The organism is Methanosarcina mazei S-6 (assembly GCF_000970205.1).
GTDB lineage: Archaea > Halobacteriota > Methanosarcinia > Methanosarcinales > Methanosarcinaceae > Methanosarcina > Methanosarcina mazei.
The window spans coordinates 1766733-1790749 of sequence record NZ_CP009512.1 but is presented as its reverse complement, the minus strand read 5'-3'; the positions used below and the strand labels follow the sequence as shown (position 1 = coordinate 1790749).

At 37.3% G+C, this 24017-nt stretch carries 20 protein-coding genes; 13 read left to right on the top strand and 7 right to left on the bottom strand.

What is annotated here, in order from left to right; all coding sequences use genetic code 11:
* Nucleotides 1–2 precede the first annotated feature (2 nt).
* The 5 genes from MSMAS_RS07735 (at nucleotide 3) to MSMAS_RS07715 (ending at nucleotide 3981) form a co-directional block, all read left to right on the top strand.
* Entirely contained in the window at nucleotides 3–1028 is a 1026-nt protein-coding gene (locus MSMAS_RS07735) for an inorganic phosphate transporter (RefSeq protein ID WP_011035123.1), read from the top strand.
* A complete protein-coding gene (locus tag MSMAS_RS07730; protein ID WP_011035124.1) occupies nucleotides 1028–1717 on the top strand; it encodes a TIGR00153 family protein in 690 nt (229 codons plus the stop codon). Before MSMAS_RS07735 ends, MSMAS_RS07730 begins: the two co-directional genes overlap by 1 nt.
* A gap of 246 nt (nucleotides 1718–1963) precedes the next feature.
* Nucleotides 1964–3592 carry an IS1634-like element ISMma4 family transposase gene (locus tag MSMAS_RS07725; RefSeq protein WP_048046409.1) on the top strand — a complete coding sequence of 543 codons (1629 nt, stop codon included), beginning with the start codon at nucleotides 1964–1966 and terminating at the stop codon, nucleotides 3590–3592.
* The gene (locus MSMAS_RS07720) at nucleotides 3573–3761 is read left to right on the top strand and encodes a hypothetical protein (protein ID WP_048046408.1); all 189 of its coding nucleotides are present in this window, start codon (nucleotides 3573–3575) and stop codon (nucleotides 3759–3761) included. Before MSMAS_RS07725 ends, MSMAS_RS07720 begins: the two co-directional genes overlap by 20 nt.
* Complete coding sequence (locus MSMAS_RS07715) at nucleotides 3751–3981, top strand: hypothetical protein (RefSeq protein WP_048036556.1); 231 nt, start codon at nucleotides 3751–3753, stop codon at nucleotides 3979–3981. The genes MSMAS_RS07720 and MSMAS_RS07715 overlap by 11 nt, the downstream gene beginning before the upstream one ends.
* Nucleotides 3982–4303: 322 nt before the next feature.
* Here the strand turns inward: MSMAS_RS07715 and MSMAS_RS07710 are convergent, their stop codons facing one another.
* Entirely contained in the window at nucleotides 4304–4594 is a 291-nt protein-coding gene (locus MSMAS_RS07710) for a helix-turn-helix transcriptional regulator (protein ID WP_011035126.1), read from the bottom strand.
* Between the two features lie 242 nt (nucleotides 4595–4836).
* On the opposite strand from MSMAS_RS07710, the gene thiM reads away from it, so the two are divergent.
* The 8 genes from thiM to MSMAS_RS07665 all read left to right on the top strand — a co-directional run bounded on the left by thiM (nucleotide 4837) and on the right by MSMAS_RS07665 (nucleotide 12692).
* Entirely contained in the window at nucleotides 4837–5622 is a 786-nt protein-coding gene (gene thiM / locus MSMAS_RS07705) for a hydroxyethylthiazole kinase (protein WP_011035127.1), read from the top strand.
* Between the two features lie 240 nt (nucleotides 5623–5862).
* The gene (gene thiE, locus MSMAS_RS07700; RefSeq protein WP_011035128.1) at nucleotides 5863–6585 is read left to right on the top strand and encodes a thiamine phosphate synthase; all 723 of its coding nucleotides are present in this window, start codon (nucleotides 5863–5865) and stop codon (nucleotides 6583–6585) included.
* A 271-nt stretch (nucleotides 6586–6856) separates the two neighbouring features.
* Nucleotides 6857–7868 (top strand): IS630-like element ISMma17 family transposase gene (locus MSMAS_RS18175; RefSeq protein ID WP_076611966.1). Its coding sequence is split into 2 segments (ribosomal slippage): nucleotides 6857–7341 and nucleotides 7340–7868, totalling 1014 coding nucleotides; the frame shifts between segments, so codons are not numbered across the junction.
* 212 nt (nucleotides 7869–8080) lie between these two features.
* Entirely contained in the window at nucleotides 8081–8647 is a 567-nt protein-coding gene (locus tag MSMAS_RS07685; protein WP_011035130.1) for an HdeD family acid-resistance protein, read from the top strand.
* A 605-nt stretch (nucleotides 8648–9252) separates the two neighbouring features.
* Complete coding sequence (locus MSMAS_RS07680) at nucleotides 9253–9597, top strand: hypothetical protein (RefSeq protein WP_048037044.1); 345 nt, start codon at nucleotides 9253–9255, stop codon at nucleotides 9595–9597.
* On the top strand, nucleotides 9594–10967 hold the full coding sequence (locus MSMAS_RS07675; RefSeq protein WP_011035132.1) for a radical SAM/SPASM domain-containing protein: 1374 nt from the start codon (nucleotides 9594–9596) through the stop codon (nucleotides 10965–10967). The genes MSMAS_RS07680 and MSMAS_RS07675 overlap by 4 nt, the downstream gene beginning before the upstream one ends.
* A gap of 398 nt (nucleotides 10968–11365) precedes the next feature.
* Nucleotides 11366–11932 (top strand): HdeD family acid-resistance protein, encoded by a 567-nt coding sequence (locus tag MSMAS_RS07670; RefSeq protein WP_011035133.1) that lies wholly within the window; start codon nucleotides 11366–11368, stop codon nucleotides 11930–11932.
* A 265-nt stretch (nucleotides 11933–12197) separates the two neighbouring features.
* A complete protein-coding gene (locus tag MSMAS_RS07665; protein ID WP_137726724.1) occupies nucleotides 12198–12692 on the top strand; it encodes a hypothetical protein in 495 nt (164 codons plus the stop codon).
* Nucleotides 12693–12787: 95 nt separating this feature from the next.
* Here MSMAS_RS07665 and MSMAS_RS07660 read toward each other — a convergent pair whose 3' ends face one another.
* From MSMAS_RS07660 to MSMAS_RS07635, 6 genes are all read right to left on the bottom strand, one after another.
* Entirely contained in the window at nucleotides 12788–13669 is an 882-nt protein-coding gene (locus MSMAS_RS07660) for a carotenoid biosynthesis protein (RefSeq protein WP_226987645.1), read from the bottom strand.
* Between the two features lie 359 nt (nucleotides 13670–14028).
* On the bottom strand, nucleotides 14029–18948 hold the full coding sequence (locus MSMAS_RS07655) for an NB-ARC domain-containing protein (RefSeq protein ID WP_048045975.1): 4920 nt from the start codon (nucleotides 18946–18948) through the stop codon (nucleotides 14029–14031).
* A 725-nt stretch (nucleotides 18949–19673) separates the two neighbouring features.
* On the bottom strand, nucleotides 19674–20789 hold the full coding sequence (locus MSMAS_RS07650; protein WP_048038434.1) for a pentapeptide repeat-containing protein: 1116 nt from the start codon (nucleotides 20787–20789) through the stop codon (nucleotides 19674–19676).
* Between the two features lie 92 nt (nucleotides 20790–20881).
* Nucleotides 20882–21691: a DUF4145 domain-containing protein gene (locus MSMAS_RS07645; RefSeq protein ID WP_137726725.1), complete on the bottom strand. Its 810-nt coding sequence runs from the start codon at nucleotides 21689–21691 to the stop codon at nucleotides 20882–20884.
* A gap of 160 nt (nucleotides 21692–21851) precedes the next feature.
* Entirely contained in the window at nucleotides 21852–23069 is a 1218-nt protein-coding gene (cas1, locus tag MSMAS_RS07640) for a CRISPR-associated endonuclease Cas1 (protein WP_011035139.1), read from the bottom strand.
* Complete coding sequence (locus MSMAS_RS07635) at nucleotides 23066–23950, bottom strand: hypothetical protein (protein ID WP_155395239.1); 885 nt, start codon at nucleotides 23948–23950, stop codon at nucleotides 23066–23068. The genes cas1 and MSMAS_RS07635 overlap by 4 nt, the downstream gene beginning before the upstream one ends.
* Nucleotides 23951–24017 lie beyond the last annotated feature (67 nt).

Here is a 24017-nt window from a genome sequence, read left to right as displayed (position 1 = left end):
AAATGGATTTACTTGTCATAGCAATTATACTTGCAGGCTTATACATGGCCTGGAACATAGGGGCAAACGACCTCGCAAATGCTATGGGGACTTCAGTCGGAACGGGTGCCCTGACAATAAAGCAGGTCATTATTATTGCCGCTGTGTTTGAGTTCCTGGGTGCCGTGGTCTTCGGAAACCGGGTTACCTCAACAATTGCAAAGGGGATTGTTCCTATTGATATGATCAGCAGCATTCATCCGGATATCGTGGTTCTGGGGATGCTGGCCTCGATTCTTGCCGCAAGTTTCTGGGTAACTCTAGCAACTTTTTATAACCTCCCCGTCTCAACCAGCCATTCCATTGTCGGTTCTGTGCTCGGTTTCGGGCTGATTGCAGCCTATAACGGAATTATCTCTTTTTCTGATATTCACTGGACTGTCCTTCTGAAAATCATTGCCAGCTGGTTTATATCTCCGGCTCTTGGTGCGATTCTTGCGTTTCTGATATTCTCTATAATAAGGAGCCTTTACCTCCACAGGGCTTCGGATATGCCTGCAGTTGAGAAAAAATTCTTATTCTTACAGATCATAACTGGCTGTTATATCGCATTTGCGCACGGGTCAAACGATGTAGCAAACGCTGTAGGTCCTCTCTCTGCCGCACTTAACGTACTGGGAGTAACAGGAACCGGAGCCCCAATATGGGTACTTGTAATGGGCGGCCTCGGCATGGTAATAGGCATGGCAACCTGGGGCTATAAAGTGGTTGAGACCATAGGGTCAAAAATCACGGAACTCACCCCAACACGCGGCTTTTCCGCACAGTTTGCAACTGCATCGGTTGTTCTGCTTCACAGTTACAGTTCTCTCCCTATTTCGACCACTCACACTCTTGTAGGTTCGGTAATTGGCGTGGGACTTGCAGGAGGGCTTGCAGCCGTTGACCTTGGCGTGATATGGAGGATTATTTCTTCCTGGATAGCAACAGTCCCCATAGCTGCCCTTACATCGGCAATAATTTTTGTGGGGCTCGAGGTGATATTTTGATGAAAGACTACATCCGTTCCGTACTCGACGTGGTCGCAGAATCTCCTTTCGTCCCCCTGGAAACACATGCCAGAAAAGGAGTGCTTGCAGTGGAAAAGCTTTCTGAAGCAATGGAAGCATACTGTACAGGAAATCAGGCACTTCTTGATGAACGTACTGAAGAAATCGACGTACTGGAGCACGAAGCAGATAAAATAAAACAGAAAATCAGAGCAAGCATACCCTCTTCCGTCAGGCTGCCAGTAAACAAAAAAGATCTCCTTTCATTCCTTAAACAGCAGGACTCCATAGCTGATTTTGCCCAGGCTTCAGCCTACTGGATGACCCTGCGCCCCTGCAAAGACCTCCCGGATGAGATCAAGGAGGGCTTTCTGGAACTCATGGCAACCTCTTTGAAAACAGCCAGGATGTATGACCGGCTTGTAGGTGAGCTTTACAAGCTCCTGGCTACTTCTTTCAGTAAAGAAGAAATCAAAGAGACTCTGCAGCTCGTCCCTGAAGTGGAAAAGCTGGAGCACGATGTGGATGTGCTTGAGACAGCTCTCTTAAAAAAGATCTTTGAACACGAGTCTGCGATAGGAGGAGCAGGAGTCTGCCACCTTATGGGGCTTGTCGAAAGGATAGGAGGCATTGCAGACAAGTCTGCAAGTGCTGCTGATAGGCTGAGGTCCATGATCCTCAGAAGGTAAATTTCTTCTTACCTTTTTTAATATCCAATTCTTATATTTTTTAGCTATTAGCAGTATTTATTTTGCTATCCTCTGTTTCGACTTTTTGATACAGCTTCTCCCCTTATCTAGCGGGAAAGAAAAAATTAGATAAAACGAATAATGCTGCACTACTTAAAGTACATAATTCAAACTATCAAACCTGCTTTCGGCAGGTAAACCTATAAATTAATATCATTAATTTTATATCTCTCTCTTGGTAATCCCATGGCAGAGAAAAACAGCAGTAGAAGAGTCGAATCCTCCTTAAAACGTACAAGGTTCTTAGGTCACCTCGGTCTTATGGCTGGAGTTTTCCGAGAACTTGAAGTTGACAAACTGATCGATGAGAAACTTCCTAAAGAACGGAATCATAATGTTCCTCACTTAGTCTGCATCCTTGCCATGGTACTCAATGGCCTTGGTTTTATAGGGCAACGTCTGTACCTGTTTCCTGATTTTTTCAAAAACGTTTCTACTGAAAGGCTCTTTGGAGACGGTATAATAAAAGAAGACCTGAATCAATATGCTATCGGAGAGACTCTTGACAGAATCGTAAAATATGGCCCTACAAAACTGTTTACGGAAATTGCTCTTCACATTATGGCTCGTCTACCTATTCCTGTCCACTGTTTACACGCTGACACTACAAGTGTCAGCGTTTTTGGTGATTATGACGACGAAGAAACTGAGTCTATTGATATTACTTTTGGAATTCCTAAAAACGGACGATGGGATCTCAAACAATTTGTGTTGAGCTTGATTGTTAATCAACATGGGATACCTCTTTTCATGAATACACATTCAGGAAATGCTTCAGACAAAAACACAATTCTGGAAGCAATAACGTCTCTCAAATCAGTTTTAAGACCTGAAAGCAAAGTTTACTATGTCGCTGATAGTTCCTTTTATACAGACAATAATATCCAGAACATAGGGACGTCTTTCTGGATAAGTCGTGTTCCTGCAACAATTACCGAGGCAAAGGAACTGCTAGCTGCAAATCTGAACCTGCAAAAGCTAAAAAGTGATGAGAGGTACTCATTCTATCAAACCTTTGTGGAATATGGCGGAATCAAACAAAAGTGGGTTTTGTTGCTTTCTCACAAGATGAAAGAGAAGAAAGAGGGAACTTTCAGGACGAAGCTTGACAAAGAGGTAGAAAAAGCAGAGAAGTCTTTTAAAAAGCTGAAAGTAGAGGACTTCTTCTGCGAAGAGGATGCATTAAAAGCCGCAGAGAAATGGATTCAAGATTTTCCTTCTGTTTCATTTGAAAAGGTAGATGTGAAATCCATTAAAAAACGTGAATCGGGTAAAAAAGGCAGACCTTCAAAAGATGAAGAATTAAAGACTTATTTCAGGATTGATGGCATCATAAAGGTTAATGATGCTTTTGTTTTGAAAGAAATGGAGAAAATGGGACTTTTCATTCTTGCAAGTAATGATATCAGTCTTTCTCCTGAAGAGATGCTGAAGTATTACAAAGGACAGGACAATGTAGAAAAAGGATTCAGATTCTTGAAAAGTGATACATTTAGCATATCGAAAGTCTACCTCAAGAAGAAAGGAAGAATTGAAGCATTAACCATGATAATGGTTCTATGCTTAATGATTTATTCTATTGCAGAATGGAAACTGAGAATTAAATTAGAAACAGAAAATGAAACGGTGCCAGATCAAAAAGGGAAACCAACAAAAAGACCTACAATGAGATGGATATTTTTCAAGTTCCAAGGAATTACAGAACTTATTTCTCAGAAAAAAGGAAAAATGAAGTCAGAAATATTGAATATGGAGGAGATTCACTGGAAGATATTGAGTCTAATGGGAGAGAAATATGAAAATATATATCTCTAATTACGTTAACCTGCCGAATGTAGGATCAAACAAAGCGAGAGAAGAAAATCCTTATTATCCTGCTCCGTTTCCGGGAATTTTTGCTGGAAAAATCTTGAGACATTCGATCGAAATAAATTTATTTATATTTTCATATACAGTTCTAAAAGAGGATGACAATGAAACTTGATACATTAATACGCAGTTTTCTGATAGCCGGTTTAATATCTCTTATTGCATTACTTCTGGAATCGGCTTATTACGGGCTGCAAAACGAGGTTTATTCAATTACCACTCCCTTTTTCAGTTCAGTTATAAACAGCCCCTTAAATATGGCAGTACTCGGTATAATATTCGTATCCACTTTCGTGATAGTCTTAAACTCGTTGGGTAAAAAAGAAAGGGCATAAACACAAAAATTGTTGGGAGAAAACGGGCAGGAAACGGGTAGCTTAAAACAGGACAGTCTGCCCTTTTATAAGTAATGCTACAACAAGTGTAACAATAACCCAAGCTCCCTGCCGTATAATTTAATAGCAGATAAACACCCTGCGATAATTCCTGCACTATCCCAACCAGATATAGAGCTCATCCCAAAACCAATTTTATTCTCAAATAATGAAAGTTTCAGACTTATAGCTCATGATTCGAAAATCGATTGAGTATCCTGAATTCAAGATTATGAGGAGCATTTTGAGTTTTGGGATCAACTCATAATTTCGAACCTGACTATTAATTTTTATCATCGTTTTCTTCCTCGTAAATGAAAACTTCTTCAATTGTAATGTTAAAATATCCGGCAATTTTAAAAGCTAAAATGATAGACGGGTTGTACCGTCCATTTTCCAGAGAACCTGTTGTTTGTCTGGAAACTCCAAGTGCTTCAGCGAGTTCTTCCTGCTTAATACCTTTATTTAATTGTGTCGTTTTCGGAAAAACAAAAAGATATTTTAAACCTGTCAGGATGTCGGGACAGTTGCGGTACTCACCGAATTTTTTGTTTCTAAGAGGATTTTTATACACAGAAAGAATATGCAGAGACCTGAAAACATGGAATTTCCGTGCATAGAAGAAAAGAGATAAAAACAGAAAAGAAAATAGTGCCATTAATAAAGCAGCCAGCAGCCTAAAAATAATCATTTTCGATAATGTTTTCTAAGAAAACGTTCTTTCGGATGCAGAAATTTCATTTCATAATAAGCACAATTTCATAATATGTGACACTCATTATACACGGAATTTAAAACGCTATCGAGGAATAATTAATGAAAAACCCGTTAAAAACAATAAGGGAAACAAAACCCCTAGTTCACCATATCACTAACTGGGTAACTATCTACGACTGCGCAAATATAACAAGAGCCTTTGGCGCTCTCCCTGTAATGGCGCATGCACCTGAAGAATGTGCTGATATGACAGGGATCTCATCTGCGCTTGTGCTGAATATAGGAACCCTTACTTCAGAAATCATAGATTCTATGCTTCTCTCTGCTGCCGCTGCAAATAAGAAAAAAATCCCTGTTGTGCTCGATGCGGTCGGAGTCGGAGCCACCAGATTCAGGGATGAGATGGCTGCAAAAATTCTCGGATCCGTCCGTGTTGATATAATCAAGGGCAATTATTCCGAGATTGCAAAACTTGCAGGCGAAAATGCTGAAACTAAAGGTGTTGAATCGACCTCTATCAGCGCTGACCCCCAAAAGGTTGCAAAAGAATTTGCAAAATCAAGCTCTTCCGTCGTGGTAATGACAGGAAAAGAAGACGTAATAAGCGATGGGAACAGGACATTTGTTGTAAAGAACGGGCACGAGCTTATGGGGTCAATTGTCGGTACCGGTTGCATGGCTGCATCAATCATTGGCTCTTTTGCTTCGGTCAATCCGGATTACTGCGATGCCGCCAAAGACGCTTTATGCTATTTTGGAGCCGCAGGAGAGCTTGCAGCTAAAAACTCAGCAGGTCCCGGAAGTTTTAAGGTGAACCTGTATGACGAAGTGTTCAACCTGTCGGACGAAAAGGTACAGGCTATGATGAAAGTCGAAGAGCTGTGAACCGAATAGACGGCGAAACCGGATAGACACTGAGCCTGAATAAAATAGTGAAATCGGGTAAAAAACGGATCTGAATAAAACACTGAAACCGAATAAAGTACTGAAACCGAATAAAATACCAAAACTGACAAATTATTTCATGCAAGTCATTTTATGTAAGTTATTTTATATGAATAATTACACATAAATTATATTATACAAATTATTTTTAAACACGCATCTTGAATGAGTTGAAGCTCAATGGAAAAGAAAAACTGCAACCCGAAGGAAACTTCCAGTCAAAAAGCCTCAGATAAGAATCACCTGACCTTGAAAAATTCTCTTTTAAAAGATATCGATTTTTATCTTGTGACAGACTCCGGGCTCTCAAAAAAAGGGACTCTGTCCGATGTAAAGGAGTCAGTTGAAGCAGGCTGCAAAATTGTCCAGTACCGGGAGAAATGCAAGAGCACAGGAGAGATGATCGACGAAGCAGCTGAAATCAAGAAAATTTGTAGCGGCAGAGCAATTTTTCTTATAAACGACAGAATCGATGTCGCTCTGGTAGTCGATGCGGACGGAGTCCATATAGGCCAGGACGACATGCCAATTGAAACTGCAAGAAAGATCCTGGGCGCAAATAAGATAATCGGTCTCACAGTGCACAACGCCGATGAAGCGATCGAAGCAGAAAAAAGCGGTGCGGATTATGTAGGTCTTGGCTCCATATTCGATACTTTTACGAAGAAAGATGCAGGAAAGGGGATCGGACCTGCCAGCATAAGGGAAGTCAGAAACGCAATAAAAATTTCCGTGGTTGCCATCGGTGGAATTAATAAAGAGAATTGCAGAAGCGTTATTGAAAATGGGGCTGACAGCCTTGTTGCAATCTCTGCGGTCGTTTGCAGCGACGATGTAAAAAAAGAAACCAGAGAGTTCATTGACATTATTCGGGAAATAAAAGGCACTGGCAGCAGTAAATAATCATCTTATTGATACATTTACAGAGTATTTATTGATACATTTCAGATACTCTGACATTTTTAAGACTCATAATTTACAATAGCACATTCACCAGCCTGTCCGGAAGCTCTGCCAAGAAACCAGTTCTTAATAGCTGTTGAAAGAGAACTATGAGCAGAATATGCTTTACCTTAAAACCCCTGGTCACAAAAACAAACTTGACAACCAGATATAGTGACCCTTCTATATAATGCAACATTTATATAATTGAAGTAATTATATTATTTTAATTATGAGTTTGGAAATGTTTACTACTTCTGATGTTGCCACGGCTATCTGTAGTTCCTGTGACAAGAATGAGAAGTTAAAACTTCAAGCGTTGCTGTTAGTTAAAAATGGTTTGAGTCCAGCTAAAGTTGCAGAAGATTTCTCAGTTCATCGTTCAACAGTTCATCGTTGGATGAAAAGAGCTGAAGAAGAAGGTTTGTCCAGCCTTAAATGTAGACCTGGTCGAGGAGTAAAGTCTTTTTTAACTGAAGAGCAACTTTCTGTGTTAAAGAAAGCATTATCAGAGCCAATACCAACAGATGATGGCTTTTCTCGTGGTTGGCAAACTAAGGATGCAATTCAATTTGTCAGAGAGAAATTTGGAATATCTTATTCCAAATCAAGAATGAGACAAATTATTAAAAATTTAGGATTTAGTAGAATTACATGTAGACCTCAATCAAAAAGACGAAATCAGGCATTAACAAACGAATTTATTGCTGAAATCAAAAAAAAGACTCTTAAATCCTGACTATTTATTTGTCACTCAGGATGAGAGTAGTTTTTATTTAGACTCAAACAGATCAAAATGTTGGGCAATAAAAGGCTCTAAGCCTATTAAATTTATAAGTGGTTCAAAAACAAAAATCAATATTGGAGGATTCTACACTGAAAACAGAGACTTTTATTGGTATGATTTAGGGATTAAAAAGAATACAGACTCTTTCTTAAAATCATTAATAAAGCTTAAAAAAGACATAGGAAGAAAAATATTTCTTCTACTGGACAGAGCAACATGGCATAAATCGAAAAAAGCAAGAGAATTCTTTCAAAATAACAAATATTGGTTGCAAATATTACTTTTCCCTCCAGCTACTCCAGATAGGAACCCAACAGAATATTGTTGGAAAACGACAAGAGAAGAGTTAACGTCAATAAAATCATTCAAGAATATTAAAGTATTAAAGGAAGAACTAGATGAGTTTTGGGAGAAGCATGTATTCACGCACAAGATGTCGCATTATTTAAAATGGTGACTATAATATGAGTTTCTAATTCACATTTATTCCTTCTTTTAACACTGATTCCTAATTTATATTTCTTATAATATTATATTCACTGAATAATATTATATAATGATAAATTTAAACTCATTTTTGTCGGCACATAATAAGGGAAGGGTAAATGTGGGTAAAAAGAAAAAAGACAAACGACTTTTTATAAAGTTAGGAAAAGGGGGATGGGATATATGGAACAACCTGTAGATGCTGATTCCAGAACAGAGTTAAAAGTACCGCAGGAACCAAAAGTACCTCAGGAACTCTGGTGGTCGGTCCTTCTGGAAGGAGTTATTGCTATTATTGTAGGTATATTCCTCTTATACGAGCCCATAGCAACCACCATTCTGCTAATACAAATTCTAGCCATTTTCTGGCTGGTAGAAGGAATTTTTTCTGTTATACGGGCACTGGTTTTTACAAAGGACGGGAAATGGAAGCTGCTTTCAGGTATCCTGAGCATTATTGCGGGAGCTGTTATACTGATGTATCCTGTAATCAGTCCTTACATCGTTCTAAGATTACTTATAATCTTTATCGGAATCTTAGCTCTTGTTAATGGTGCCGTGATAATTACTTCGGCACTTAAAGGAGGGGGCTGGGGTACAGGAATTCTTGGTGCGCTTACCATAGTCCTGGGATTGCTCCTGTTGACCAATTCTCTGGCTGGAATCATTATTCTGCCATGGATATTCGGAGTTTTCTTTGTTATCGGGGGAATTGGAGCAGTTATCTGGGGAATAAAAATGAGAACCTGAAGAATGATTACGTGGATCTTTCTGCCGCTGGCAGGGATATGGCAGTTCCTGAGTTTGCAATCCACGTTAGAAACAGCGAACCTGTAAAAATGTGCTCAGGATGTGAAAGGTGTTTCTAGTATGCTGACCATACACTTTGTCCGGCAGGAAGACAGTGTAGTGAAAATCAGTGATTATGATCGATCTTGTGCCCTTTACAATTAATGAAACAAAACAGAACCTGCTGTATGTAGAGTTGCAGCGGCTCATGACGCATTTCAGCCAGTATATTGGTTTACTTTTAACATAGATTGCAAAAAAACCGACAGTTGTAGAGAATAAGCCAGTATATCTTCGAACAATTCATCTTTTAACGGTTTCTCTTCAAACAATTTATCTTTTAACGGTTTTTCTTCGAACAATTAATCTTCGAACGGTTTTATCTTCAAAGGCCGCTTTTTGTAAATTAAACAGATAAATATTATTTTTATCAAACTATATCTGACATTTATATCTGTAGTTAAATGTTTATACTATCAATCAGTATTAAATATTAACTCAAGTTAAGATATGTATAAAGTAAGAAAAATATAAACATTTTCTGATAATTGATAGGGGTCAAAAGAATGGGAAAAATTAAAAAAGAAATCAAATCGACAGGCACACTGTCTCGTGAGGAAGTCAAGCAGCAGGCAATCCCTGAAGCAGGAACGAGTACGAATGCTAAATTTAAAGTTGCTGAGGAATCTGCTGATGTTGTCCACCTGATATTGCCACAGAAATTGAAGGGAGCCGCAGGCAGGAGTGTCGGATGCGACGGTGTAGGAGGTTGCGGGTTCTGCGAGTGTAACAGCAATATCGGTGACCAGGTACAGATAAGGGATCAGGCACAGATTAAGAACAAAGAAAAAATTAGGGATCAGGTACAAATCAGGAATAAAGAACAGATTAAAAATAAATTACAGAGATGAAACCTTCAGTTTATAATTTTGTCTGGTCAGCAGATGACCCGGACAAAGTAATGATTTTTAATAGCCTTACCACGGCACTGGCTGAAGTGAGAAAGAGCCGTATAGATTTGTTGAACGTTCCTCAGTTTGATTACGCTCTCCTGCCAGAAAACGAAAGACAATTCGTTGACGAGCTGCGAAAAGGAGGATTCGTTGTTGACGACACTGCTGACGAACTGAGAATGGTTAAATTTAATTATAACAGCGACAAGTATGACAGCCCGATAGCCAGACTGGTTATCGCTCCCACTTTAGCCTGCAATTTTGCTTGCTCCTATTGCTTCGAGCAATCGGATAAAAGCCAGAGCGAGAACAGCCATCAAAATGCTTTCATGCCAGAAAAGATACAGCAGGATTTACTCGACTATGTTGAGGGGATAGCAGAGGCAGGAAAAGATATATTCGTAACCTGGTATGGCGGCGAGCCGCTCCTGGCAAAAGAAACTGTTTTTGATTTATCACAGAAAATAATCGCCATTGCGGAAGAGCATAAAGTCGGATATTCTGCCGGCATGGTTACCAACGGCTATCTGCTTTCGGAAGACCCCGGCACAGTGCGGAATCTCCGGAAGAACAGGATTAAGTTTATTCACGTTACCCTGGACGGGCCCCGCGAAGTGCATGACAGCCGCAGAATGCTTAAAGGAAGCAACGGTCCAACATTCGACCGGATTCTTGAAGGAATCAAGCTCCTGAAGGCAAACGGTCTTGAGACGTATATTCGCGTAAATATTGACCGCTCCAACATTGATAGTGTTAGCAGACTCCTCGACGTGTTAAAGGAGAACGACCTGAGTGATGTATTCATTTACCTGGGCCATGTTATACCCTATACCGCAGGATGCAGGTCGTATGAGAGTTCCTGCATGCTTACCGAAGAATTTTCGGCAACAAACCAGGCTTTCTGTAAAAACTTAAACCTGATGGGATTCGACGCTGGCAGAGAGTCCTTTTATCCGAGGTTTGCCCGCGCCTGTGACGCCAACCGGGCGAACGCTTTTGTCCTGGACCCCGACGGCGACATGTACAAGTGCTGGACCGAAATAGGCAACAAAGCCGCAAGCATCGGAAAAATCGGAGACCTGGCGCGGCAAAACGAAGAGAAGGGAAACCGTGAGATCCATTGGCTTGCCTGGGAACCTTTTGAGTACACGGACTGCGTGAAGTGCAAGATGCTGCCGATCTGCATGGGGGGCTGTGCCCACCAGGCTATGTTCATTAATTCGGGCAGACCTGAGTGCAAGGAATGGAAATATGGTCTGGAAAATTACGTTCGGGCTAGGTTTTCTTATTTGAAGGCTCAGAGAGCAGCTACCGATAAGTCCTGCTAATGTGTCCGAGATCTCGTAATTGGCTCAAAAACCACTCCGGGGACAAAAATAGTTTTTCATTTTTTTAAAAAATACCTGTACAAACAGCACTTGTTTTAGAATTGTTTTTGGATGCCACGATTAGAATATACTTCACCTTAACAACTCCCTGGTCATAAAAACTGAACTAGACAACCTGGACAATAGGGGTTTTGATTCACATCTATTCCTTATCTATTTCCTCTTTTAATACTGATTCCTCATTTATATTTCTCATAATATTATATTTTCCTAATAATATTGTGTAATAATAAATTTAACTCATTTTTATCGGCACATAATATGGGAGGGGTAAATGTGGATCAAAAGAAAGAAGACGGACGATTTTTTACAAATTTGGGAAAAGGGAGGTGGAATATATGGGACAGCCGGTTAATACGGATTACAGAACAGAGCTAAAAGTACCGAAGGAACCAAAAGTACCTCAGGAATTCTGGTGGTCGGTTCTTCTGGAAGGAATTATTGCTATTATTATAGGTATATTTCTTTTATACGAACCCATAGCAACCACTATTCTGCTAATACAAATTCTAGCCATTTTCTGGCTGTTAGAAGGAATTTTTTCTGTTATAAAAGCACTGGTTTTTACAAAGGACGGGAAATGGAAGCTGGTTTCAGGTATCCTGAGCATTATTGCGGGAGCTGTCATTCTGATGTATCCTGTTATCAGTCCTTACATCGTTCTCAGCTTACTCATTATCTTCATCGGAATCCTAGCTCTTGTCAACGGTGCCGTGATAATTACTTCTGCACTTAAAGGAGGGGGCTGGGGTGTGGGAATTCTTGGTGCGCTTACCATAGTCCTTGGTTTGCTCCTGTTGACCAACTCTTTTGCTGGAATCATTGTCCTGCCATGGATATTCGGAATTTTCTTTGTTATCGGGGGAATTGGAGCAGTTATCTGGGGAATAAAAATGAGAGCCTGAAAACAGAAGTTAACATGCTTCAGTTTTATGACTTACTAAATTAGCCAGCCATATGATAAAACGAGCCTGTAAGTATAAAGTTAATTTCGTGATTTTCCCAGCTTCTTGCTGAATTCGCATTTGAGGCCAGAATAAGGATTGAAAAGCGAGGCTAAAGTGGAGACTAAAGTGACCTGATAAATATAAATCTATTATTATAGATCAATTTATTATAGGCCAATCTTTTTTAATATATTATATAAGTTTGAAAGTAGTTAATTTATGTGTGGTCGTAGTGAGAATTCAGAGAAGTAACATCCTTGCTCTACATTACGCAGGATTTTTAATCGGAAACTACATAATTGCCAGATATCCCAGCTGCACATCGATATTTATCGTCTTAACAGCATTATGGGTGTTTTTCTTCGAATGGGGACTTAATTATCTAAATAAGAAACAAATTTTGAGAACTGAAATTCAGAGAAATACAATAGTACCTCTATACTATATGGCGTTTGTAATTATAAATTTCATTAACCACCATCATGACTCAGTGATATATCTTTTATTAATACCGTCATGGACATTTTTCTTTGCATTAGGGCTTGATTATTTAAAAAAGAGATACTATTCGAGAAAGTCATATTACTTCTATCTTGCAGTAGCATTTTTGTCAAGTGGATTTATTGCTTTTGTTGTGGCCTGGATCATGGATACTATCGCTGCCAGAAAGGAAAAGAAAGAAGTTGAAAGTTACTTTCAAGGGGATTACTGGACTTAGTTTAAATCTGAGTATGAGATTGAAAAATCTATTCTCAAGAATTCAGGCAAAATATACTGATCATCTCACATTCTGTGGAGAAGTTAGTTTTTGGTCTAATTACTTGCTTTCTCTGTTTTGGTTTCTTTATTAGACCTGTACCAGTAATTCAGAGCACCTCGATGAAGCCAAAGTGCTATTATGCTCATAACTATACTTACCACCAGCAAAAAAGGCGGGTTCAGGATGGCTCCTGAGACTAATCCTGCTATCAGGAAATAGGCATGAAATCCGAGAGGCACAAGAAAAACAAATGCTGCCCGGGACCGGGCCTGGACTTCCGGGCGTAATGCCAGTATCAAAAGAAGAGCGCTTCCCAATACTGCAACGATAGTAGCATAGTGTATCAGGTCATTGGGAATGTTGGTAATGAGCTCGTTAGTGATAAGCACGCCTGCTGTGCCGCAGATTATTGCCCCTGCAGGGGAGAACCAGCGCCCCCAGAAGCCAGGGAGCTTTGACATCAATCGAAGGCTTGCCGAAAAAAAGAACACAACCCAGAACCATGCCCAGAAGTTGTTGTAAGGAACACCGAAGTACTGATAATCAGGCCCCTTTCCCCAATCCCACATCCCCAGCCGAATGGCTACTGCATCCATGGAAAGGTCTATGTTCAACCCCATCAACCCATCGAGAACAGGCCGTGCCCATTCCGGAAGGCTGGTTCGATCGGAAAAGCCGCGAACGCTATAGATAATAGTCCCCCACGCCACCCCAACCACCACAGGGACAGGCCCAAGCATTACCAGAAAGCTCCCATACTCGTAAGCGTCGAGCTGCTGAATCGTAGCCCATTCCAGCAGCAAGCCGAAGATCACCCCCGCAAAAAGCTGCCAGACCACCGAAGAGCCTCGCTGCCACGCATTTTTCAGACAGACCAGAAAGAGCACTAAAACCAGAATCTCAAAGCCGAGAAAGTATAGATTTAGCGGGGACATGCGCATTAAATACTGAATGACGGCTTAAAAAACTTGCGAGAATGTTTGATGATATAATCCCTGGTATGTGAATAATTTCTCAAGGAAATAGGTAAAAATTCTTAACATTTCTTATGTTGATTGGAAAAAGCTGGGGTTTTCTTAGAGGAGTTTGCACTACAGAAACAAAACGCTAAAAATAATAAGCCTTTCACCCTGAATAGCCACGTTTTGTAGAAGTTAAAGCTTGGGAAAACTTAGTTTTTGGGGTCAGGTTGAGACTTAAGAAATTTTATTTTTTAATGTTTAGGGCTAAGATTTGAAACTTAGGAGACAGGTTTTAAAGGACAATAAATAGAAATTTTTTCCAGTATACTTCTTTATGGCCACCATCGAGACACATCTGTAATAGCCTGAGAAATTTCAAATAGAATGTCATCTTCACCCAATTCACTTATAACTGGTATTAATACGATAATATCCAAAAGTAAATTGCTTCGCGTACGTTCTCTGAGAATTTGAATTGCTTTTCTCCACCAAAAATAAAGATTATCCGTAGGTAGATTTCTCAAATGTGGTAACATAATGTTAAACGCGTCTGCTCTTTTATTATCATTTTCAATCTTGAGGATTACATCAAAGGCTTTTTCCATCAGTTCTTCTTTTTTTTGACCATCTAATTTAGGATCGATAGACAAAAGTATCTTTGATATTCCAATGCCAGATTTTATCTTAGAGGCTACATTAAGGATTTTTTCTATGAAATCTTCCTTCTTTTGATCATCCAAATAAGGAACAATAGTTAAAAGTGTATTTGCTCTTACATGATCATTTTCAATCTTGTAGGCTGCATCAAGAATTTTTTCTATTATTTCTTCTTTTTTCTGTCTTTCCAAATAAGGAACAATAACTGAAAGTGCCTCTGCTTTTGCATAATTATTACCTTTAATTTTTAAGGTTGCATCAAGGATTTTTTCTATTGTTTCTTCTTTTTTTTGTTCATCCAAATGAGGAACAATTGTTGAAAGTGCCTCTGCTCTCACGTCATCGTATTCAATCTTTGAGACTACGTCAAGAGCTCTTACTATTACTTTTTCTTGATCAACAAAATAAGGAACAATAGCTGAAAGTGCCGCTACACTTTCATACTCATAACCGTCACCTATAATTATGGAGATTGAATCAAGGCATTTTTCTATCACTTCTTCTTTTTTTGGACTATCTAAATAGGGAATAATAGCTGAAAGTGCCAGAACTTTAGAAAAGTCACCATCATTATCTTCAATCATATAGGTAGCACCAAGTGCTTTTTCTATCACTTCTTCTTTTTTTTGTCCATTCAAATAAGGAATGATCTTTGAAAGCGACTCTCCTTTTGTATAATGATTACCTTTAATCTTGGAGGTGATATCAAGGATTTTTTCTATCGTTTCTTCTTTTTTTTGTTCATCCAAATAAGGAACAATTGTTGATAGTACCAGCGCTCTTTCGCCATTATCTTTAATCCTGAAGACTATATCAAGTGCTTTTTGCTTTAGTTCTTCCTTTTTTTGTTCATCCAAGTAAGAAACAATAATTGAAAGCAACTCTGCTTTTTCATAATCGTTTTCAATCTTGGAGACTGCGTCAAGTGCTTTTTCTAGAACCTCTACCTTTTTTTGTTCATCCAGATTAGGAAAAATAGCTAAAAGTGACTGAACTCTTTCATTATTAGGTTGAATATTGGAAGCTATATCAAAGGCTTTTTCCATGACTTCTTCTTTTTTTTGGCAACCTAAGTGAGGAATAATAGTTGAAAGTGATTTAACTCTTTTATTATGATCATTAATCTTGAAGACTGCCCCAAGTGCTTTTTCTATCGCTTCTTCTTTTTTTTGTTCATCCAAGTAAGGAACAATAGCTGAAAGCGCATCTGTTATTTCAGATTCGTCATCTTCAATTTTATAAGCTGCATAAAGGGCCTTACCTGTCACTTCTTCTTTTTTTTGTCCATCTAAATAAGGAACAATGGCTGAAAGCGCCCTAACTTTTGTATAATCGTCTTTAATCTTGTAGGTTGCATCAAGTGCTTTTTCCATTACTTCTTCTTTTTTTTGGCCATCCAAATAAGGAGAGATGCCTGAAAGTAACCATGCTCTTTTATTGTTATCTTTAATTTTGAAGGCTAAATCAAGTGTTTTTTCTATCGCTTCTTCCTTTTTTTGTCCATCCAAATAAGGAACAATAGCTGGAAGTGCCTCTGCTTTTGTATAATTATTATCTTCAATCACATAGGCTGCATTAAGAGTCTTATCTATCACTTCTTCTTTTTTTTGTCCATCTAAATGAGGAATAATGGCTAAAAGTGCCACTACAACATTAGAGGCTTCATAAAGAGCTTCGTCTATCACTTTTTCTTTTTTTTGATTGTCTAAATAAGGAATAATTGTTGAGAGAGCCCCCGTTATAAAACAACCATTATATTTAATCTTGAAGATTGCATCAAGTGCCTTTTCTATCGCTTCTTCCTTTTTTTGGTCCTCCAAATAAGGAATAATAGCTGAAAGTGCCCTTACTATTTTATGCTTGTCATTTTCAACATTGTAGGCTGCATCAAGTGCTTTTTCTATAACTTTTTCTTTTTTCTGAGGATCCAAATAAGGAACAATAGCTGAAAGTGCTCGAGTTCTTTCATCATTAGATTGAATATTGGAAGCTAGATCAAGTGCTTTTTCTATCATTCCTCCTTTTTTTTGCCCATCCAAATAAGGAACAATAGCTGAAAGCGCCATAAATATACAATAGTCATTAAGTTCAATTATAGAGATTGCATCAAGTGCTTTTTCAATCATTTCTTCCTTTTTTTGATCCTCCAAATAAGGAACAATAGCTGAAAGTAAGCATGCTCTTTCATAATTATCTTTAATCTTAGAGACTGCATCAAGAGCTTTTTCTATAACCTCTTCTTTTTTTATGTACTCACCTGTTATTCTCTGATAAATCGAGATCAATTTAGTTGCTCTTTTATAGGGATCCGGTTCCTTTTGTGCGTATGTGAATACCTGAGTTTCAGTCCATTTCTTAGTTTCAAGAAACTCAACCAATAGCTCTACAGGGATATTAGCTGACAAACTGATTATTGAAGTGTAAATAAGAGCATAGCAAGTTTCAAGTCCTATAGAGGAGGCTTTACCTCCCTGTTCTATTTGGTGTATCGACTCTTTTTCAGATAAATTCCAGGCTCTTATTACATCTTCAATAAAAACTGCATTTAGTCCAAGGGATTCGAGGGCTTCATACCATCCATTTTTACAATTTTCGTTTTCCTCACGTAGTAATGAATGAATATCTTCAATCTTCCCTGCCTTTTCTAGGTGCCAAGTAAGGTGACTGTGGATGTAGGCATCATCTTTTAGTGTATGCCACAATCCTTTTTTCTGTGTTTGTGATTGATAACGGTTTAATAAGAAGGTATGAGCTTCCTTAAGTTTTACCCCTAATCCAGGGAGAGATGTGGCTTTTTTTGTATCAGGTGAGGATGTTAAATAATAGAGAGCAATATCGTGAAAAAGGTCATGCATTCGGTATGTTTCAAGTTTTTCATCCCTCAAATTAATTTTTGAACCTTGTATAAGCAGACCTTCTCCCCAAAGACCCTCTAGTATTTCTCCAGCTTCTACGGTATCTATATCCCAGAGAGTAGAGACCATTTTTTTATTTATTTTAACATCTTCAGGGAAAACTCCAAGCCAGATAAAGTTCTTCCATAAGTTTTCATTACTTGATCTTAGAGCTTTTAAACTCAAGTTTAAAGATGCTTCTAGACCTTCTTCTCCCTTCCCAAATATTCGTGGGCTTTCTAAAACACTAGGGCGTGCAATTTCCTCTTCAAGAGCTTCATGAAGTTTGGTCCAAGAATAACCTCTTCTTCTCCTTTTGGCTGCCAGCTTTAGAGCTAATGGAAGATAACCAATGTCTTTAGCGACTTTAAGGGAATTTTCTTTTTCATCTTCATCCCAATATTCTTTAAGGACATTTCTAAATAATTCCAGAGCCTGTTCTTCTGTCATCACGTTCAAAGGATAAGATTCTGCACTCAAATCATCAGCTATGTAAGCTTTCCTTGTTGTTATTATAGTCTGGCAATTAGACCCACCTACTAAAAAAGGTTTCACATCACTGGAGTCCCAAGCATCATCTACAACTAAAAGAATACGTTTTTTATAGAGCAGTGATCTAAGATGAATTGATGCTGTTTCTGTGGTGGTATGAATAGTTTGGTAATCTCCAAGAGCTTGTATCCAATTGTTTAACAAAGAGAGTTTATCAGGTTCTTGTCCTAAAGGAGCCCATAAAATCCCGTCTGAAAAATAATTTTGAACATCCTCATCATGGCACAGTACAGTAGCAAGAGTTGTTTTTCCAATGCCTCCTAATCCCTGAATTGCGGTAATAGAAAGTATTCTTCTTGATTTGTTGCTATTAAGGAGGTTGTTTTTGATCTCTTCTTTCTTAGGTATTTCTACAAACTCTTCGGTTAACGGTGGAACTTGAAATATTCTACAAGGAGCATTAGAATTTTTTTCCGAACTAATGTTCTCCAACATTTGTGGCATTGCCTGGGCCATAATGTCTACCTGGCGAGCCATAGTATCTATCTGGTAGGCCATAGCAGGAATGTAGTTTAAGTTTTGGATCATAGAGGGAACAGAAGCTAATACTGCATCAATCTTAATACCTAATTGAATCAGCAACTGCTTTTCTAAAGTATTACTTAAAGCTTGGTTCCTCTCGATCTCGCATGCAAAATGATTACACATTTGACTTAAAATGTTCCTCTCTACAGATTTATTGTAACACTCTGGAGCTTTATCATTTCCAATTTTTGCTCTTTCAATAAGTTCAGTTATAATCCTTTGAAACGCTTCTGACGTTGGATCTCCTTGACTTAAAAGGAATTTTATTTCATCCAATAATTCAATTGTTGGTTCCCCATATTTTGCTTTTTCCACTGCTTTTAATTCATCTTCAAGTGACAGTTTTTTTGTTTCTAACCAACGAAGCTGACCTGATAACATAAAGTTACCTTTTTGCAGGTGACTTTCATGCTTTAATTCATTTAAGCAACTATCACAAATACTAAGAAGTGATAATAGGAAAGAGCGATTTAATGCCTTTTGCATATCGTGATTAACTATTTTGCCAACCTGAACTTTTTCTGAAATATTCTGTACAATAGAAACGAATTTTGCGTCAGCTCTATTGCCTAATATACCAGAAATGCAAGTCGTTAAAAACCATGGCAAAAATAATTCTAACATTATTATCTCCATTTGTTTTTAATTGAAAAATGATCTAATACTTAAGAAAAATTTACTATTTTATATTTTAAGAGAAACACAAACTTATTCACATTATAGAAAATAAACTTATCGAAGTATTCTTATAGTTGATAACTTAGAGAATAACTTTTGTTTACACATCTAAAAAAATGAGTGAAATTTAATGTTTGATAAGCCAGTGAAGAAATGATTCAAAAATATTTTATTCATAAGTATGTGAATATAATCCACTCCGACATCTTAAATCTGGTTTATTGGCAGGTTTCTGAATAAGTCATGGAAAAAGAGTTTAAGTTTTGAGTTAAACAACAATCAAGTTAAACAACAACCAAGTTAAACAACATCTAAAAATTAACGATTGTGCAAAATTCTCACAAAACAGCGTACACTTTTTCAGCCTTGTATATATCCCATAATCTTAATGCGGGGATATAGGTAACTCAAAAAAACGCAACGCATGTGTAAGAATAATGCATAACCTCTATTTTTTAAAAGTTGCCCTAACAAAAATCTGTATTTCTTCTATTATAAGGTCAAGTAAATAAAAAGCCTAATTTTTGTACTCTTGTACAAGATTTACACATAACCGCTAATTTTGGAGAGTTACCTTAACCAAAAAATTACTATATTTTTTATAATTTATAATAAATAAAAAAGTCAAGTTTTTTCACATTTACTCTTCCTTTTGTCAACCTACGAAACTGTTATTCTTTAGTAAAAGGTACTGCACCTAAAGAGGTTAATATTTCCATACGTTGTCTTATCACTTCTTCAGTAATTGGATTTTCGAAAAGATCAGGGTGTTTTTCTTTAAGTATATTGGCAAGGTCTTCGTCTAACTTTGTGTTATAAAGTGATCTTGCTTTGGAAAGTTGATCGAATGTTAAAAAGAAAGCTCCGGTAAAGTCTGCGTTTTGTAGATCGGCGTTTGTAAAGTCTGCTTCTTTACAAGTGGCTTCTTTGAGATCTGCTCCATTAAGATCTGCCGATTTGAAATTAGCCCTTACAAGCTTGGCATATTTAAGGTCAGCTCCCCCAATATGTACTTCTTCAAGGTTAGCTCCTATAAGATTAGCATATTGTAGATTAGAACCCCATAAATATGCTCTTTCAAAGTTAGCTCCTTTAAGATCAGTGCTTTCAAGATTAACCCATCCAAAATCAGCTTTTTTAAAGCTGGATCCTATAAAACTAACAAACTTAAGGTTTGGATGGTTAATAAGGCGAGCTCCATTTAAATTTACATTATCTAGATTTATTACATCTGTATCAGGATGTTCATGGTCGGATAACACTTCAAGAATTGCTTGGATCTCGGTGGATATTTTACATATATTACTTGGATTCCTATCTACAGGTGATTTTTCCCTGACATATGCGGTTAAAATTTTCATGATTGGCCAGTAGTCTTTCTTAGACTCTTTTGCAATCCTCCCAAGAGCATATATCCCACCTAATTTTATTTCCATTTTTTCGTTTCCAAACTGCTCGATAGCCCGAGTAAAACGTTCAGTAATCTGACCTTCCTTGGCAGTTACAAGATTTCCCCATGTAAAATAAAGTCCAAGTAATAAAGCAAATCCACCAAAGATTTGAGCCAAAGTGGCTCGATAACTATTTTCGGCGTCAGCTAAATCTTTTGGGTTAGTAATTTCAAATTTAGACACTTGAAATTGAGGATACCATAGTAACACAATTGCAACACTAACAAACCCTAAAATTATCAGTAACCTAGGGTGCTGTATTGCTTTCCCATAACAATGTTTGAGAAAACGTACTGTTTTCCTATAATAACGTTTGAAAACTTTTGTTACTTTCACCAAACTTCCACCAGAGCTTTTTATTTCTATACTCTCCGGAAACAACTTAATGGATATTTCATCTATCTTTCTAGAACTGGAGATAAATGAAATTATTTTAATGTAAGAACATTGTCTTTAGTAAATGTCAAAAAATCTTTAAGATCCCTTTTAGAATAGTTCTTGAAATCAGGACTGTTATGTGCTGCATCTGATCCAATTGTGTAATACGATTTAAGTCTCTCTTCAAAAGTTTGTTGAATAAACCCCTCATTTCTCAACTTGACGATAAGTTGATTAAATTTCATTTGAGGATTGTAATTTTCCTGTAGTTTTAATTTTGCAAATTCTCTTACAGCAGTTTCCAATACAATCCTGCCATAAACACCCGCAGCTAAATAAGTACTTTCGTTCTCTAAAAAATTATAAGCCTGATCAAGTAGATTACTAAAAACAATCATTTCTCTCTCATAAAATAAATCTTTAGTTAATCCTCTGTTAAGAGCATTCAATGCAGCCTGTAAAGAACCAATTTGAATAGGCAGCCTCTTTTTAGAAACCAGCCGAGGATCCTTTAATTCATATGGCATAAGAACCATATCATAACTACTAGAAAACCGTTTATAAAAGACAGAATTTACTCCAAAACCTAGTTCTAGAATATTTTCTCCTAAAGTCTGAAATTGGTTGAATTCAATAGGGTCAATAGAATCGGGTCTGAATTCCAAACCTATTTTCAAAAGCCTAGACAATTCATCAGCTACCTTAGTCTCATCACCAGATAAAGCCATAAAATGATGCTCCTTTGCATGAAAGAAGGAAAGATTCTCTATTAATAATATTCGATATTTCTTAATTAAGCTTCTTGATCTGGTTTTCCCAAGCTTTAACTCCCAACATTGAACTACGTCACTGAATTTCACTAATTGATGTAAAATTAACTGTATTTTACAACTCTTTTTACAGCCTCTCTTTAATTTGTTTTTACTACTTTACTGTAAATTTACAATTTCTCTTGTTACGGTTTTACAATTTTACATGTAAATTTACATTTTTACATTTTACAGTAAAAACATACACATTTTACCTTTGACTTGAAACCAATGCTTCCCATTTGTTTACCCTTTCCAGAACGTGAGCATTAAGAGTGAATGGCTTATCGCTCTTGGCGTTCTGTTTCATATAATGCAATGTACCTTTAGAAAAACCTAGTTTTTTCCAATCAACATAAGAAATGCTCAGGATTTTTTGTCTTATGTCGTAAGAATCAATTCTCTCAATTTCATATTCAGGCTTAGTAAAGTCTAATTTCTCCTTTTTGCTTGTGAGATAATGGGCTAATTCTCTCACCTTCAAAAAGATAACATAACTCCAAGTGCTTTCTTTCCCTTGGTAACTTACTTTTTTATTCAGCGTATTGGAAAACTCATTAACAATTTTCCTGGCTCCTGTAGGTTTTAGCCTCAAATTGTAATTCTCGGTTCTGATGAAATCTTTACTTTCCATAGCTCCACTTTCAATCAGGCTGATAACTGCCAGATCCACAATGAACCTGAAAGGCTCCTGAAGGTCATAGGCTAAGCTGTTCTTGCTTGGTGCCATTTCATGCAAAAAACCTACATGAGTATCCAGACCCACAGAATTAATGGCTTTCAAACACTCTGCCTCAAGCAGAGAATAGCCATAATTGAGCATTGTATTTATCATATCCCCTGAGCCCATAGCTCTTCTGAACTGGTCTATCCTGTTACAAAAATCATATTCCTTTGGAACAGCCTTTGAAAACTCTATCCAGTATTTACCAGCTAAGGTTCCCTCTACTCCTAAAATTTCCCTGGTGCTCTTTACATCTTTTAACTTTGTGAGTCCATCCAAAATATCAAAATTAATTTCAGGATACCTTTGGCTCAAGAAATCAAGAACAGCCTTAGACTTATAAAATTTAGCCTCAATAAACTTCTTTGCTATCTCAAGCCTTGCTTCCTTATCCTCAAAAGCATGATACTGAGCAAACTTTGTTCTTAGATTAGTACTTTCAGGAGGAAGCATAGTAGTTAGAAGCTTGCCATTCCAATCCAAGATAGAAACCTGGACATTGTGTTTAATGAGCCATCTAATAGCCTCTAAGGTAAGGTTCCCACTCTTACCATAAATGATAATGCCGTCTATATCAATCCTTTTTGGCGAAAATACATATTCTTGAGGCTCTTCTGTAGTTGAAAATCTTCCATCTTTAATATGGAGCTTAGCTCCATCAACATGCATATTTATGCCGTGACCATTCAGAAGAAGAAGTTTCACCAAGAATCATCCTCCTTTTTAGCAAAAGGGTTTTTACGCAAGCCCAAAAAAATTAGAACATCACTTCTGATATTGGAAACAAACTGAGAAGCATTCTCTTTTCCTTCTATTGCTAATTCTTCTTGCAGTTTGTAAAGTTCTTCTCTATGTTCTTCAATAAGATTAGCTGTGTATTCGGTACTGTAAACGTTTTCTATGGGCGAAAAATCTTGTAAGGTTCTTGCATCTTTTATAAACATTTCAATTACAGCTTTATGCCCATAATGCCCAAGAAGATAAATGATGTGTGTTCTTAGATTTACTTGCCTTGAAACAGGAGAAGGATACTTATCTAGCAGTTTTACTAAAAGGTCGATTGTTTTTGTCTTATTCGTTGGTTCAATACCTTTTTTCAAAATATATATGTTTAATAAAAGTAATAGCGTATTAGCAAGATCATCATCTATAGTTCCTTTATCAATACCTTTATCAAACTGCTTTACCACTAAATCCAATTGTTCAGGGGTTAAAACATAAACTTGGTCATAAAGAGCAATCTCTTTTAAAGCCATTTTTTGCTTTGTAGGCTCCTTTGAAGCAAGCCTTTCTAAAACCTTATCCATATGATCCTTTATTTTGGATATATTTTTCAAGGTAAGGTAACTGGCTCTTTTATCAGTATCCTCTATTCCTAATTTTTCAAAATCGGCGTGCTTAAGACTTATAATTATTCCCTGATTAATCAAATTGTCTAGTTTACGGTTTATACTCTTGAGGCTATATCCTCTTTCATTTTTGTGTGCTTTCATCAGGTCTTCTATGAGTTGCCGCCTTCTCGCATATCCTTTTTGGGCAAGATAATTCTTTATTTCAGTGTCAAAGTCATACTCTTTTTTCTTCATATCAATCCCAATTATATACAAAATATACATCAAACTTATACTTAAAGTTATACTCAATTCTGTACAT